This is a genomic window from Methanolobus profundi (genome assembly GCF_900114835.1).
Lineage (GTDB): Archaea > Halobacteriota > Methanosarcinia > Methanosarcinales > Methanosarcinaceae > Methanolobus > Methanolobus profundi.
This window is the reverse complement of record NZ_FOUJ01000005.1, coordinates 124,670-140,875: the sequence shown is the minus strand read 5'-3', so window position 1 is coordinate 140,875 and position 16,206 is coordinate 124,670. Positions and strand designations below refer to the sequence as shown.

Genomic DNA, 16,206 nt, shown 5'->3' with positions numbered 1-16,206 from the left:
AGGTGTCGCAATTAAGAGAAACATATTATTCCAAGTACTTGTAGCTATAGTTCTATTAGGAGCTCAATTCTATCCTGCTGTTGCAGCCAGCAATGAAGATCTGTTCAATAATGAAAATGAGACTTATATTCCTCAGGATACCATCGCAGCGCTTTCAATGGTCTCCCAGATAAAAATGCAAACTCCTGCATCTAATGGCCTGGATGTTCTTGAACTTATAAATGTAACAACCGATCCAACTGATACGGACGGCGATGGATTACCTGATGCCGTTGAATCGATACTTGGAACAAATATTAGTAACACAGATTCTGATCATGACCAGCTCGATGATTATAATGAATCCGTAGTTTACCTTTCTGATCCACTTGAGATGGATTCTAACTATGATGGCCTTTCTGATAATTTTGAAGTTACAGATGTCCTATCTCTTGACATCGACTCAGATGGTATATCTAACATCTGGGATTTTGACAACGATGATGACGGCGTAGAGGACAACGTTGACCCATCACCTTTTGCACGTTCAACCAGTTTAGATCATTTTAATTTTGATATTACTACCAATGGGAACCCTGTTTACATTGATTTCCAGCTTGTTCCACAAGCTTCCAGTCATGTCCGACTTGCCTATCAGGAACTGGACTGGCCTTTTGATAATAAAAGTACCATGCAGGACCTTGATGATTCTACAGAGGACCTGACGATAGTACCTCTTCTTGAACTCACAATGGACCAGATCCCGGACCAGTCAGATGTTGATGATTATGGTCTTGGTGTTTCCGGTGACAGAGTATATGTTCCACTGTTCCAGGTAAACGGCATCGGTGGAGAAACTGCACTTGCAGGAAAGATGTTCTATCCGGAGTCAAGTACTACTGACGTCAATATCAATGCAAGTCTTTTGTGGCTCGTTCAGGCAAAAACAGATAGTCTGGATGAAACTAATAACACAATTAGTACAGAATCCACGACCCTTATAACATACAGGGAAGATTTCACTCTTACAGGTCTAAGTGTAGAAGAGAGCTATGGAACCGATGTTGGGATCTTCTATACAGATAACCTGAATCAGAGCATTGGTACCAATTTCATGATGGCCTACTCATTCTTAAGAGATAACCGGTCAACTGTGCAGGATATGCCACTGGAACTCGCTGACCATAATATTACTATATCCTCTGATATTGATAGTTTTGAACATCAGGACCTCGGATTGCAGGCACTTACTACTGAAATGACACCTGATGCCCTGGATTCACTTCCTGATGACCGCATACTCCCTGTGATATCTGCGATCCAGAATAATTTCACAATATCTGACCTTTCTGATATGGGATCAGGTTCATACATTGTTGGCAATGATATTTTCGTAGATATGAGCAATGAACCCGTTATTTCTTTAAAGACACTGCAGACAAACTGGTACAATACCACGGATAATTCCCGCGTAGGTTCAGAATCTATGTTTGGTGAACTTGAGGACTGGGGTAATGAAGTGAGTATAGATGCAGACTCCCTTCAATCCGTCATGGCTTTGTCACTCGTATGGTCTGTGGGTGAATCAAAGGTCACAAAGATAGGTGGAACGCTTATGTCCTTTGAATATCCAGTGGCAATGGATATTCTCAACGACATCCAGTCATGGGCAGGAAATATCATCTTTGTCAGTTTTGCATTCATGGACCTTGTTGCAAATACAACAGAAATAGCTTATCGGGCCTTCTTTGCCACCAAATATGTACTTGAAACAGTAAAAGGGTTCTTAGGAATACTGCTGACCACCAGCCAGTCACTGAACAAGACCATTGGTGTGATCGGTAGCATTGCCAAAGGACTGAATGGTCTGGGAGAGGTACTTGGGGTGATAGGTATAATCACCATGGTAGCAGGATTTGTCTTTGATGTTGGCTTTGCATTGTGGGGCTTCTTTAATATAGCCATGAGCGAGGGCTGGTCAAATACCGGTACTTTCCAGGGTGCTGTTTATGCTACGATAATGATATTATATGCTTCTGCAATGCTTGCTATAGGTGTGCTTCTCCTGGCATGTGCAGCAATACCGACAGTAGGATGGATAATTGCTCTTGTTGGAGGTGTCATTATGGGACTTATAGGTCTGACCGATTTTATCCTTGGAATCTTCGGAATAGGCTTCTCTGACTTTGTGTCATGGCTTGTTGGTAAGTTCCATCAGACTTATCCGAACACTGAGTGCTCATTAGGCATGATAAATACATCACTTGATCTCAGGGATAACGAAAGTAACGGATTGGACCTGGGAGACCAGATCATTTTCAGGAGTTATATTAACGGAACGATCACGAGGACATCAGATGGTACCTGGCAGAATGTCCAGGATAGCTATATAGTTCCTCACTACAAGAACAGTAACTGGGGGAACGCACAGACACCATTTGCTTACTGGCAGGCAGACAAAGGTGACTACACCAATACTGTATCAGTACAAAATGTATATCCTGACCAGCAGAACACTACCTATGAGACTGTTGCATGGATCGAACCGGATACTGCCTACATTAATTTCCCTCTAAGACTATACTTCACAGCAGAGTATAAAATAATATACACTGACCGTAAGATAGAATGGGACTTCTGGAATGGTTACAAGTATACTACAGTGGAAGAAACAGGATCAACTTACACTGTAATGGACCCTATCTACTTTGATGTACTTCCTAATAGTTTAGATGGCTTTGTAAGATGGAGCGAGCTAGATGCACTGGATCATGACCATGATGGTCTTGCCAACGGTGATGACCCATACCCCTGGTCATGGGATGCAGACGGAGATGGTTTGAGCGATGCTTTTGAGCTGAATTCCATAGACTCTGATCCTGCAAAGTCCGATAAGGATGGAGATGGCCTGAATGACAGGATGGAACTTATCTACGGCACTAACATGTCAGCCTACGATACTGACAACGATAACATGTCAGATTATCTGGAGATCAGTGGATGGCAGATCAGTTTCAACTATGAAGGCAGTACTTTTAATATGACGGTCTACTCTGATCCCCTCTCACCCGATAGCGACAGAGATGGCCTTGGAGATGAGGCGGAATATCTGAACAACCTTAACCCGATGTCACCTACCAACAGTACCGATACTGATGGAGAGGGACTGATGGATGTGATTGAAACTGCCGGATGGGATGTGACCTTTACCAATGAGTCGGGTACTTACACAGTTCGTGTTGATAGTGAACCTCTAAATGAAGACACAGACTATGACGGTTTGAGTGACCTGGCAGAGTACAGTAATTCAACCGATCCAAGGGACACTGATTCAGATGATGACGGTCTGAGCGACCTTGTGGAACTAAGTCTGGGTACAAACCCTCTGAACTATGATAGTGATCGTGACCATTTGAGCGATAGCGCCGAGATCCTCTTTGGTTGTGATCCATGGAATGGTAATACAGATGATGATGGCTTAATGGATTGGGAAGAAATACGTTATGGTACAAATCCACTCAGCGCCGATACCGATGGTGACGGCCTTCCTGATGGTGAGGAATTCGAAAGCTGTACAAGTATGACGGATGCAGATTCTGATGATGACCTAATACCAGATGGTGAGGAATTTAGTTGGGATAATGATCATGCATGCAATCCTGATATTGATGGTGATGGACTGCTTGATGGCTACGAGATCTTCTATAATACCAGCATGTACCTCAACGATACCGACGGAGACGGTATTCTCGATGGTCAGGAAATAGATAACATGACAGATCCAAGGAGTAACGATACTGATGGTGACGGTCTTTCTGATCTGTTCGAGATCATGAACGGTACTGATCCTAATAATGGCGATACGGATGGAAATGGTTTGAATGATTCTGAGGATCCATATACATTTGTATCAAATGTTGAAAGGATATGGGCAAGCTATGATGAAGACGAAGATACCCTTAAGCTTATAGAGGATCTTGAGAAGTACACCAATGTAACCGTCTTCGATCCGGAGAATATCAGTAATTATTCTGATAAAGAGAATATCCTGTTCGTTGGAAGGCCAGGAACGGACAATACAACAGCAGGTAATATCACCATGAACATACTTGCTTCTGTAGCTCCGGATAAGCTTTCAGAAATGCAGAGGTCGGTCTATGACAGATTTGCAGTAGAATATGATGTCTGGTCAGATAACCAGACCGTGGTTATGCTCTCACATCCATATGCAAATGACCATTACAAGGTACTTGAACTGTTCAAGACAGGTTCCGATCTGGAGTACCTGACAACGGTAAGTCAGTTCAAGGCAGATTCTATCAGCGACCTGGGACTTTATGTGATGGTCGAGCTCAAGGAACCGGTCAGACCTTCAATGGAAATTAACCGGTATTATGAGGATGAACTTCCTCATAACCTGAGCTTTGGATTATCCACTGAGGATCTTGGTGTCAAGTATCTCGATATCAATGTCAGTGAGAATGTAATGAACGGAACTGTCAACAATATCCAGCGTGCATTGATCGTTATATATTATACAGGTCGTGATCTTGACAGAACAGGAGACCTTGATGGCAACGATGCTGGTGACGTTGATGAATCCACACTTTCAATGGTCTGGTACAACGAGACCAGCGGCCAGTGGGAAAAGATGAGCACTGACATGGACTGGGTCTATGAACTTGGAATAAACACCGAGAACGATATCATTGATGGCAATGAATACGAAGGTTACATGTGGGCCAACATATCTCACTTCAGTACTTACGGACTTTCCGGAGAAGTAAGAGTTGAGTCCGCTGTATCAGAAGACGGCAGCAACGATGATGACAGCCCGCTTGATTCTGATCGTGATGGCCTGTTCGATTTCGTAGAGAGAAGAATGGGCACTGATCCTTTCAACGCAGACACTGATAATGATGGCATTATTGACTCGAAAGACGATACACCCCTTGGATCAGAAGTATCAAGCGAAGAAGCAGTGGATACTCAGACAGATACGCCGATGTTATCAGATGATGAAGAAAGAAGTGTTCCTGCGGATGAGGGAAGATCAGATACATCAGGTTCATCTGCCTCATTCTGGATACCTACTATTAGTATAGTAGCACTGCTGGCTGGTATTGTAGTTCTGCGGAAAAACAAATAATAGGAATATCTGATCTATGTACACAAAGGTGATCTGATTGTCAGCAGAAGAAAAAGGAAGTAGTAACAAGCAGCTTTATGCTGGTCTTGTTATTATTTCTATTTTGATATTGTCCAGTGTTCATTATTATGCAGAGTACCGGGAGATAAATGATCCATATGATCTTGCAGGAAGAATTACACATGTATCAGAGGATATCGGATCATATAAGTTCAACATAAGCAATGAGATCACAATTCTCGGGGAAACAATTTCTCCTTTGAACGGAAGTGGTTACGTTGGTTATGCTGACAAAGAGATGGACATCAGTTTTTTCTCACCTGAAAAATCCATCAATATGATAGTAGTTGATGAGAAAGCATACATGAGAGAGGACAATGGTACATGGGAATCCAGAAAACTGGATGATGATACCTGGGAAAGCAATGACCAGTTATCCCGGAATGACTTCCTTATTGAAGATTCCACCAACCTCAGTATGGAAAGGACCGACAGAGGCATAGTGCTCACAGCAATTCCCGATAAAACAGCACTGATGCAGGAAGCTGACAAGGTAGGTCTTGATCTTCAGGGAACGGAGCAACTGCGTGATTATTACGTGAGATATCTCATTGATGAAGATACTTATTATATAGTCTCCATTGAAACTTACATCGATATACAGATGAAAGTTCAGGGGATGAACTCACCTGTCATAATACACAACACTGTCAATATTTACGACTATGACCAGGAGATCGATGTTGAATCTCCTCTTCAGGCATAATCATTGATCAGAGAAGATACTTACCAGTAAGGGATCAAGAATAGAAATAAAAAATGATGAAATCAAAGCAGGATATGGTATTCGTTTTTCTATCCTGCTTCAATGACTTAGATATTTTTTGCGTCGTCCTCACGCTTCTGCGGAGTGAAAGCTATTCTCGCCGAGCGGAACATAGCTTTCCGGTTCAGACCATTTCGCAGCTAATTCAGTATCCTCAACTTCCAAGATAGTGTTGGTTATCCTGTCAAGCATGCGCATTGCTCCCTTGTAACCAATTGTCAGAAGCCTCTGGGCACCTACACGATCGTGTATCGGGAACCCGAATCTGATCAATGGTATATTCATTTCCTTTGCGATGTACTTTCCATTGGAGTTTCCAATGAGCATCTGAGGCTTTGCCTTCTGGACAGCATCGTTGAATGTGTCAAAGTCAACATCCTCAAGGATGGTCACATCACAGTCAGGCTTGACCTGCTTGACCCTCTCCATGGCGTGCTCTGCAAATCTTGGTGACTTGCTTGAAGCAACCACAAGTATAGGATGCATGCCGTTCTCAAGTACCAGTGAAAGCATTCCAAGTACATTGTTGGGATCACCATAGATAGCGACCTTTGTTCCATACACATACTTGTGAGAGTCCACCATGGCATCGATAAGCCTTCCTCTTTCCTTCTGGAATTCATCCGGGATCTCTACTCCGGATATATTGGATAATGCGGCCAGTACCTTGTCAGTGTATTCAAGTCCGATCGGGAGGGGCAGGTTTTGTGAAGGGATATCAAACGTCTGCTCAAGATAGTTGACCGCTTTGTTGTCATTGGTAATACCTAATCCAATAGATGCAGCACTGTTCTTCATGTCTGCAATATCAGCGTGTGTAGTCCCCCCAGGTGGTATCTTGTGGAGGTCACCTGTCATAGGTGCATCAAAGGTCTCAGATATATCAGGCAGCAGTATGGAAGAATTGTGTCCTACAATACTGTTGAATATATGCTTGAGCTCCCTTGTGTCCTCAGGTGAGATGTTCTCTGAAAGAATGACATTCAACTTATTGTTGAATATATCCTTCTTTGAATTATCCAATGTAAAGGTCTTAACGATAGCCTCAACAGCCTTTATATATCCACTGTTGTGACTTTCCTCATAACTTGGAGTTGGTACAGGAATGATTATTCTCTCGTCACCAACACCTTCTTCGTCTCTGAACTCAGAAATGATACGATTGATGTCGTCTCCAATGGTCTCTGCGAGACATGTTGTTGCAACACCGATGACCTTTGGATCATAACGTGATATTAGATTCTTGAGTGCCTTCTTGAGGTTCTCGCTTCCACCGTAAACTGCTCCCTTCTCACTGAGTGAGCTTGAGCCGATATCCACAGGTTCTCTGAAATGATGTGCAAGGTGCAGTCTCATGTAGGTACTGCAGCCCTGAGAACCATGTAAAAGGACCATTGAATCTTCTATTCCCTTGAAAGCCATTACACTGCCAATTGGCTGGCACATTATACAGGGGTTGACAGTAGTATAATTGCGTTCGCTCATGCTACTGACTCCTCTTGTAATGTAATGGGATCGATATTTTGCATATTCCTTTCCCCTGTTATCCTGTTGGACATCTTTTGACTTTCCTCAGTTCCACAGCCCTTGTTTGCCCCGCTGCTTCCTGGATATGAGTCCTCTATCTTACTACCAACATACTTCCATACAGGACTGTTGACCGAAGTATCAAGTTCCCTTGCAAAGTTCAGGAAACCATCGTAACCTTCGAATTCAATTGTTCTGTCATGGTTAAAATCACAGAATGAAACACCAAGCTTGTAAGCCAGGAACCTTTCCTTGACACCTGCCACCATGAGATCTGCCTTCTGATTTCTAAGAAGGTCGGCAAGTTCCAGAGGATTTGCGTCATCAACAATGACCGTTCCGTCCTTTACCTGATAACTTATCTGCTTGTAGTCATCACGCTTTCCTGTTTGTGTTCCAATTATAACAACTTCCATACCGAGTTCTCGGAAGCCCTTTATCAATGTAAGTGCCTTGGCTGCCCCGCCCATGTAAATTGCTGCCGTCTTTCCTTCAAGCCTGCTTCTTATTGCCTTTATCTCAGGCATGATCCTGTTAGTTTCCTGCTCGATTATTTCTTCTGCAATGTTCATCATTTCTTCTGAACCGAAGAATTCAGCAGTTGTTCTCAATGCAATTGAAAGATCTTCTATTCCAAAGTAGCTGACCTTTGTGAAAGGAATTCCAAACTCCTTCTTCATCCACTTTGCGAGATATGTCATGGAACCTGAACATTGTACAAGGTTCAATTGTGCTCCATGTGACTTTGAGATACTGTCGACAGTTGAATCTCCTGTCATTGAAGTAATTACCTGTATTCCCATCTTCTCAAAGAGGGGCTTTACCAGCCAGACATCTCCAGCCACATTGTAGTCACCGAGTATATTTATCCTGTATTCAGATGTGAACTCCGGTTCCTTTGTTCCGACAAGTTCCATAAGCGCATTACATGCTGCCTTATATCCATCGGACTTTGTTCCCTTGAATCCTTCTGACTTTACAGGTAATACGGGTATTCCTACCCTTTCGGTCGCTTCCTTACAAATGGCTTCGAGATCATCGCCGATTATTCCGACAATACAGGTTGAATAGACAAAGATGGCAGGTGGGTTATACAACTCGACCAGTTCGTCAATGCTCTTTGAGAGTTTTTTCTCGCCACCGAATACAACATCTAGTTCCTTCATATCAGTTGAAAAACTGGTACGGAACGTCTCCTTATCACTTGATAGGCTACCTCTGATATCCCATGTGTAACTTGCACATCCAATGGGACCGTGTACGAGGTGAATTGCATCGGTTACGGGATTAAGTGCCACACGTGCTCCTGAATATACACAGGCCCTCTGGCTCATGGAACCGGCAATTGATGTATTATCGCATGCAAGTTCTCCTGACTTGTTTGCCTGCTTCAGTTCTATGTATGGCTTTCTTTCATCCAGCGTATCTACCACGCTTGTAATGTCTGGCATGTTCTCACTCCAAAAAATATATGTGAGGTCGTTACTGAACGACCTCGAGTTCTTATATATTGAGATCTTTACTGGACGATCTCTATTTCTTCTTCAGGAACGGTCTTGTCCTTGATGTCCAAGAACGTGTTTCCTATCCACTCGATCATGCGAGCTGCTCCTGCGTATCCCATGACAGGGAAGTGGTGCAGGTTCGCCCTGTCCATGATAGGGAACCCTACCCTGATCAGTGGGATATCCTCGGCAAGAGCGATGTGCTTACCATAGGTGTTACCGATCAGCATGTCTACTGGCTCGTTCTTTATGATCTGGTGGAGTGTGAAAAGGTCAGCTTCTGCAAGGATCTGTGCGTTAGGGTACAGTGGGTGTACCATTTCAGATACTCTTTCTACGAAAGCCTTGCTAACTGAACCTGAGAGAACCACAACAGGCTCCATTCCCATTTCAAGCACAAGGCTTGTGAGACCTTCTATTATGTCAGGGTCACCGAATATGGCTACCTTCTTACCATAGAAGTGTTGGTGAGCATCTGTCATCATGTCAACGACCCTTGCTCTTTCCTGTTCAAGTTCTGGTGGAATTGCAACATTTGCAAGTTCAGCTGCCTTCATGACAAACCTGTCTGTAAAGCGTACGCCTATTGGTGCAGGTCCTATCTGTACTGGCATCTTGAACTTGTTCTTGAATACATTTGCTGCTGCGCCTCCTGCCATTCCACAGAGTGCGATGGTACCCATGGAGTTTGCACTGTCCTCTACGTCACCGATAGGTGTTCCGCCATTTGCGAACAGTTCTCTTTCCATTCCGATTCCGGTATCCAGTACATCTGTCTGGTCAGGGAAGACGATCGTAGGGATATTCATGATGGAGAGCAATCTCTTGATCTCACGAATGTCTCCTGGGTCTACGAAACCAGGAATTATATTCAACTTTCCGTTTGGCTTTGTCTTCTGTGCAAAGGTTGTGACAAATGACTTTACCATGTTGTCGTAACCTGTCACGTGGGAACCCACATAACTTGGGGTTGATGCTGCACAAAGCTTGATGGATGGGTCGATGAGTTCTTCTTCCTTTACATCCTCGATCATTGAGCCTACATCGTCACCAATAGTCTCGGAAAGACATGTTGTGTGTATTGCAATGACCTCTGGGGTGTATACAGCTTCAATGTTCTCAAGTGACTTCTTGAGGTTTGATGCACCACCGAATACAGCAGTACCTTCATAGAAACTGCTGGTTGTACCGATGGTTGGTTCTCTGAAGTGCCTTGTAAGAGCCATTCTCAGGTATGAAAGACATCCCTGTGAACCATGGCTGTGTGGCATACAGTTGCGTATACCCAGTGCAGCATATGTTGCACCGATCGGCTGGCAGATCTTTGCAGGGTTTACGACCAGTGCATCTCTCTGCACTTCTTCCTTTGGTGTATAATCTAACATTTTTCAGGCCTCCTTTATTCTCCCTTCCATGGGGTCTTCTGGAGCTTCCAGCTTGGGTTGTTCACTGTCATGTCTACATCTCTTGCAAAGTTCAGTACACCACTGAATCCGGTGTAACGACCACTGTAGTCATATGAGTGTATCTGTCTGGATGGGACACCCATCTTCTGTGCCCAGTACTTGTCCTTGATACCTGAACAGAACAGGTCTGGCTTGAGTTCATTAATGAGGAATTCTGTCTCGTAGTGGTTAAGGTCGTCCACCATGATAGCACCATCATGCATTTCAGGAAGCATTCCTTCATAGCTCATGAGACCAACCTTATCCTTGAGCTCTGCCATACGTTCTGGACTGATGGCTGGTGTGAAGTCAGGATCTCTTTCGTAGTGGAGATCTTCAAGGATTCCACTTGATGCCTTTTCCTTCAGACCATCGAGGATCTGTCTACCTTCGTAGTCATCACGGTGAGCGAACTGGTATCCTGCAACAAGTACCTTCATTCCGAGATCCTCAAAGAGGTTCTGGTAGTGGTGTGACCTGGAGCCGCCAGCATAGATAAATGCTGTCTTGCCCTGGAGCTTGTTCCTGTACTTCTCAAGTTCAGGCTGGATCTTTGCTACTTCTTCTTCAATTATTTCCTCGGTCTTCTTTGTGAGTTCTTCATTATCGAAGTATTCAGCCATCTTCCTGAGTGACTTCTTTGTTCCTTCGATACCCACGTAATTGACCTTTAACCATGGAACTCCGTACTTCTCTTCCATCATACGGTTAGTGTAGTTAACTGACCTGTGACAGAGGAGGATACTGAGCTTTGCACGGTGTGCCTTTGAAAGATTGTGATAGGACCCGTCTCCTGTGAAGCTGGAAACGATACGGTATCCGATCTTCTCAAAGAGTGGCTTGATCTCCCAGAGGTCACCACCAATGTTGTATTCACCAAAGATGTTGATGTCAAATGGTGTTGGGTTCTCAAGTTCTTCAGTACCGATCAGCTGTTCCATGATCACGTTACTTGCAACGTGGTGTCCTGCTGACTGACTTACTCCTCTGTATCCTTCACAGCGAAGAGCCAGTACCTTTAAACCAGGATAATCCTTTTCTGCATTACGTGCTACAGATTCAATATCGTCACCGATAAGTCCTACTGGACATGTTGCATTGATGGAGATAGCTCCTGGCTTGAAGATCCTCATTGCATCGTCAATTGCTTCCTTGAGCTTCTTTTCACCACCGAATACAATGTCTGTTTCTTTCATGTCTGTTGAGAAACAGTATTGCAGGTAGTTGTCGCCGCCATCTTCTGCCTTTGCCATGTTTCTCCTGGTTCCCCAGGTGTAGTATCCACAGCCAATTGGTCCGTGTGTGATGTGAACCATATCCTTGATAGGTCCCATAACCACACCCTTTCCACCGGCATATGCACAACCACGGTTTGTCATTATACCAGGGACTGTCTTAGCGTTGGCTTCGATGTGCTGCTCGGTTTCGCAGGAGTCCTTTACGGTAAAGTGCTTCCTTCTATCCTTTTCAGTCTTTTTTGGATAGATCTTCATCATCTCATCGATGACTTGCTGTGACTTTTCGACTTCAGAACTCATTCTACATTCCTCCCTACAGTCTCTTCTCCAGATTCTCCGGTCCTTACTCTGTATACTTCTGGTATATCTGTGACAAAGATCTTTCCATCTCCAGCATGACCAGTTTGGTTGATGTCGATTATCTTCTTTATGACCTTGTCAGCTGCCTTGTCGTTCACAACGATCGTGAACATACGCTTTGGGACAAAAGGTACATGAGTAAACTCTGGCTCAGGCTGTTCAGGAAGTGGAGGATTGAACTCAAAGCACAATCCCTTTTGCTTACCTCGACCCATCACCTTCTCTACGGTGAATGAGGGGTAACCGCATCCATCAAGGGCATCGAGTGTCTTCTGCACCTTGTTCATGCGGATAATCGCAGTTATTTCCTTCATTTGGCATCCCTCTACGGATTTAAAGTCCGCTTGCGCCTGTACGGATCGTGTATGCGCTTTCGACCGGGTTTACGAAAACCTTACCGTCTCCGTACTTTCCTGTGTGAGCTGAAGACTTGATGATCTCAAGGACCTTGTCCTTGTCAGCATCCTCAACTACTAACATAAGCATTGTTTTTGGAAGTTCGTTGAACTGTAGATCTGCTGTGTGGATACCTCTCTGCTTTCCTCTACCGAATACATCGGTCTTGGTGAGGGATACAAAGTCTTCCTTTTCGAGTGCATCTACAACATCAACTACCTTCTCAGGTCTGATTATCGCACGAATCATCTGCATTGTTTTTTCACCTCTTATCCAATTTAAAGTTCTACAATTCCGAATTCTACCATCATTGCTTCGAGGTCATCCATGTCAAGTGGTGTTGGAACCACGAACAGGTCATTTTCCTCGATGTTCTTAGCAAGTGTCATGTATTCCTTTGCCTGGTCACATTCTGGGTCGAATTCGATTACAACCTTTCTGTTGATCTCAGCACGCTGGACAATGTTGTCTCTTGGTACGAAGTGGATCAACTTACTTCCAAGTCTTTCTGCAAATGCTTCAAGAAGTTCGCGTTCTCCATCTACATTTCTACTGTTACAAATGATTCCGCCAAGACGTGCCCCGCCCTTTGCGTACTTCTGGATACCCTTGCAGATGTTGTTTGCTGCATAGATAGCCATAAGTTCTCCACTAGCTACAATGTAGATCTCCTGTGCCTTTCCTTCTCTGATAGGCATTGCGAAACCTCCACATACTACGTCACCGAGTACGTCATAGAATACGTAGTCGAGATCATCTTCGTATGCACCAAGGTTCTCAAGGAGACCGATGGAAGTGATAATTCCTCTGCCTGCACAACCGACACCAGGTTCTGGTCCACCTGATTCTACACACTTGATCCCGCCAAATCCTGGCTGGAGAAGCTTGTCGAGTTCAATAGATTCGTCGCCTTCTGATCTAAGGGTGTCGAGTACTGTCTTCTGGTTAAGACCTCCGAGAAGCATTCTTGTAGAGTCTGCCTTTGGGTCACATCCTACTAACAGTATCTTTTTGCCCATGGTGGCGAGTGCTCCGGTCAAATTCTGAGTTGTAGTTGACTTTCCGATTCCGCCCTTTCCGTATATTGCTACTTGTCGCATGGTCTTTTCCTTCTGTGCTTAATTGATGTGTTTTTTTTATTGTATTCGTTGTACGATCGTGTGTTATTGGAGCTGCATTAAATTGCATCGTACAACGGAATCCTATGTACTATGTTCCCATATATAAGACTATTCCTTGTGACTTATTGAATAATATAAGGATTATAGAAGTAAACAAAATCAAGAGCCATTATACAGAAAGTTACTAAAAAAAGGCGAAATGTAGATGACATCCATCCCATTTTGCCTAAAATTGGCAATTTCTGCATTATTCAGATAAACCTTTATATACCTGAACGATCTGAACTCTTAATATCTTACTTCACTTTTCAGTTAAGGCAATAAATCCTATTTTTATACAATTTTTCAGATGAAATATAGATCAGGTTTCGTCAAGGACTCTTCCCGAAATATTTAGCTCACATCTGATTTTTTTCACAGTTCATAGATCATATCGACCATGAGAAGATAGTCCATGTATGTGTACCTATACCCATGTGGGATGTCGGCATCCTTTGTACCACTTAATATTATTTAAATAATTCGGTTAATGAAAAATAAAAACACAATAAATAAGAATAACAGGCATCAGTTGCACCTATACTATATGAGAACGGCCAATTGCTATCTAAAAAAAGAGAGTAGTTCGATGAATATCGTTTCTGGGATATTTAGTTCTAAAAAACGATACTTTAAAATAGAGTGATACCGGAAAAATAGCTTCATTTTTCATAGAAAAGGACATTATGGAAAAAAGAACTGTTAACCTATTAGAAATATCCAAATTATCAGCCATTTATCCAAATTACAGGCATATCACTTGACAAAGAAGAACATAGCTAGGACAGAGATCCCTTTAGAGGCCATTTACCTTAGAAGACAAGACCATAAGGAACTACAGAAATATTCAATATCCATTCGAACAGATCACATACAGCACCTGCAAGACATAGCCGGCAAAGAATACAAAAAAGTGATGTCAATGATGCACCACACAATGCACCATCTTTGATTGGACCTTATCTTTAGAAGCTCAAAGGTTCACAGAGCTTTTTTTACCGTGAACCAGAATATACTTCCTTTTCCTTCAGGATTATCATTAATTCCAATTCTTTCTTCATGCAATTCTATGATCCTTTTGACGATCGCAAGCCCTATCCCATTACCCTTGATGTTTTCCTTATGGAGCCTGTTAAAACGGTCAAATACGGCTTCTTTATCCTTGTCAGGTATGCCATCCCCCTGGTCTGTGACAGTTACCTTCCATTTGGTGCCCTGATCCTCCACACCTATAGTGATCCTGGTATCCTCAGGGCTGTATTTTATGGCATTGGAAATAAGATTTGAGAAAACTGCCTCGATCATAGGATTGGCAAGAGAGGGATAAGAACTGGTAGTATCCATGACAAGTTCAATGTTCTTTCCAGCCATGACAGGGGAGAAATTCTCACGCATACTCCGCAACAAATGCCCGATATCAGTCCTTACTATGACCATTTCCTCCATGGATTCAAGTTTAGCAAGTTGAGCAGCATCTTCAATGAGTTCGATAAGTTTTGAATTCGACCTTTTGATATTACCAATGATATGCGCCTGCTTGTCAGATATCTCCGTATCTTCAAGGAGCTCGGTGAACGATTTGATAAGTCCAGCAGGATTGAGCAGATCATGACGCAGAACATCTGTGAACAGATCTTTCAGTTCATTAGAATGCTGCAACTGTTTTGAGTATTCAATGAGCTTTATCTCATCTTTCCTTTTATCAGTTATATCTTCCCCGGATATCAGGATGCACTTTGCACCACAATTACCATCCTTGAGCAGGGAATCATACCATCTGAAAAGTCGTTCTTTCCGGGTAATGGTCATGACAGGATATTCATGGTAGTCCGATGCACCTGTACCATCCTTCAATAGCTTTTCATATCTGTTCTTTACATGATCAGCATAACTATCTGCAACGAACAGGTCCAGCCAGTCGCGATGGAGAATATTCTTCCTTGTATAGCCAAGCATATCAGATCCTTTCTTATTGATATGTATGAGCTTATACTCATGATCAAGAACAGCTACCAGATTACCTACATAATCAAGATATTCATATGCCTTGTTACGGTCCATTAAAAGTGAATCGTGCTGTTCTTTGATCCTGAGAAGAGCTGTTATCTTCTTCTCAAGTTCGAACTTGTCAGCAGGCTTTTTAAGAAAATCATCCGCACCAACCTCAATACCTTTCTGATGATCATCTTTGGACGTAAGTGCAGTGAGCATTATTATTGGTATGAAATCAAGTTTGTATTCATGCTTTATTACCCGGCAGACATCAAACCCATCCATCCCAGGCATAACTACATCCAGTAGTATGAGATCTGGCTCCTCCTCTTTTACGATCGGAAGCGCACGTTCACCATTCGATGCCGTAATGACATCATAATTTTCTGAAAGATAAGAAGTTAGAAGTGCTACATTGATCTTCTCATCATCAACTATCAATATCTTGTGTCTACCATCACCAGTCATTTGTTAAATATAAATCACAATAGTATATTATTGTTGCTATTTTTACAGACCTGTATATACAGCCAGCGTATGTGTATTTACTTAGCTATTATAACAGAAGCATCATCAAAAAACAAATAACATTTGAGAAAATAGCACATATAAAAAGCATTGATACTGAA

The 16,206-nt window shown here is 42.9% G+C and carries 10 protein-coding genes; 2 read left to right on the top strand and 8 right to left on the bottom strand.

Annotated features, from left to right (window positions below; all coding sequences use genetic code 11):
- The first annotated feature begins 157 nt into the window (after positions 1 to 157).
- Both BM008_RS11805 and BM008_RS11800 read left to right on the top strand, forming a co-directional pair.
- A complete protein-coding gene (locus BM008_RS11805) occupies positions 158 to 5,128 on the top strand; it encodes an APC family permease (RefSeq protein ID WP_091937247.1) in 4,971 nt (1,656 codons plus the stop codon).
- A gap of 37 nt (positions 5,129 to 5,165) precedes the next feature.
- Entirely contained in the window at positions 5,166 to 5,894 is a 729-nt protein-coding gene (locus BM008_RS11800) for a hypothetical protein (protein ID WP_091937245.1), read from the top strand.
- A gap of 129 nt (positions 5,895 to 6,023) precedes the next feature.
- On the opposite strand, the gene BM008_RS11795 is transcribed toward BM008_RS11800, so the two are convergent.
- From BM008_RS11795 to BM008_RS11755, 8 genes are all read right to left on the bottom strand, one after another.
- Entirely contained in the window at positions 6,024 to 7,439 is a 1,416-nt protein-coding gene (locus BM008_RS11795; RefSeq protein ID WP_091937243.1) for a nitrogenase component 1, read from the bottom strand.
- Positions 7,436 to 8,932, bottom strand: a complete 1,497-nt coding sequence (gene nifE, locus BM008_RS11790; RefSeq protein WP_091937241.1) for a nitrogenase iron-molybdenum cofactor biosynthesis protein NifE — start codon at positions 8,930 to 8,932, stop codon at positions 7,436 to 7,438. Before nifE ends, BM008_RS11795 begins: the two co-directional genes overlap by 4 nt.
- A gap of 68 nt (positions 8,933 to 9,000) precedes the next feature.
- A complete protein-coding gene (gene nifK / locus BM008_RS11785; protein ID WP_091937239.1) occupies positions 9,001 to 10,371 on the bottom strand; it encodes a nitrogenase molybdenum-iron protein subunit beta in 1,371 nt (456 codons plus the stop codon).
- A gap of 14 nt (positions 10,372 to 10,385) precedes the next feature.
- A complete protein-coding gene (gene nifD / locus BM008_RS11780) occupies positions 10,386 to 11,969 on the bottom strand; it encodes a nitrogenase molybdenum-iron protein alpha chain (protein WP_091937237.1) in 1,584 nt (527 codons plus the stop codon).
- Positions 11,966 to 12,343 (bottom strand): P-II family nitrogen regulator, encoded by a 378-nt coding sequence (locus BM008_RS11775; protein WP_091937235.1) that lies wholly within the window; start codon positions 12,341 to 12,343, stop codon positions 11,966 to 11,968. Before BM008_RS11775 ends, nifD begins: the two co-directional genes overlap by 4 nt.
- A 19-nt stretch (positions 12,344 to 12,362) precedes the next feature.
- The gene (locus BM008_RS11770; protein WP_091937233.1) at positions 12,363 to 12,680 is read right to left on the bottom strand and encodes a P-II family nitrogen regulator; all 318 of its coding nucleotides are present in this window, start codon (positions 12,678 to 12,680) and stop codon (positions 12,363 to 12,365) included.
- A 23-nt stretch (positions 12,681 to 12,703) separates the two neighbouring features.
- Positions 12,704 to 13,525, bottom strand: a complete 822-nt coding sequence (gene nifH, locus BM008_RS11765) for a nitrogenase iron protein (protein ID WP_091937231.1) — start codon at positions 13,523 to 13,525, stop codon at positions 12,704 to 12,706.
- Positions 13,526 to 14,566: 1,041 nt separating this feature from the next.
- Entirely contained in the window at positions 14,567 to 16,045 is a 1,479-nt protein-coding gene (locus BM008_RS11755) for a sensor histidine kinase (protein ID WP_091937226.1), read from the bottom strand.
- Between the last annotated feature and the right edge of the window lie 161 nt (positions 16,046 to 16,206).

Coding starts and splice junctions, on each gene's coding strand:
- BM008_RS11805 (WP_091937247.1), top strand. CDS start 158: ATGGTCTCCCAGATAAAAATGCAAACTCCTGCATCTAATGGCCTGGAT.
- BM008_RS11795 (WP_091937243.1), bottom strand. CDS start 7,439: ATGAGCGAACGCAATTATACTACTGTCAACCCCTGTATAATGTGCCAG.
- nifE (WP_091937241.1), bottom strand. CDS start 8,932: ATGCCAGACATTACAAGCGTGGTAGATACGCTGGATGAAAGAAAGCCA.
- nifK (WP_091937239.1), bottom strand. CDS start 10,371: ATGTTAGATTATACACCAAAGGAAGAAGTGCAGAGAGATGCACTGGTC.
- nifD (WP_091937237.1), bottom strand. CDS start 11,969: ATGAGTTCTGAAGTCGAAAAGTCACAGCAAGTCATCGATGAGATGATG.
- BM008_RS11775 (WP_091937235.1), bottom strand. CDS start 12,343: ATGAAGGAAATAACTGCGATTATCCGCATGAACAAGGTGCAGAAGACA.
- BM008_RS11770 (WP_091937233.1), bottom strand. CDS start 12,680: ATGCAGATGATTCGTGCGATAATCAGACCTGAGAAGGTAGTTGATGTT.
- nifH (WP_091937231.1), bottom strand. CDS start 13,525: ATGCGACAAGTAGCAATATACGGAAAGGGCGGAATCGGAAAGTCAACT.
- BM008_RS11755 (WP_091937226.1), bottom strand. CDS start 16,045: ATGACTGGTGATGGTAGACACAAGATATTGATAGTTGATGATGAGAAG.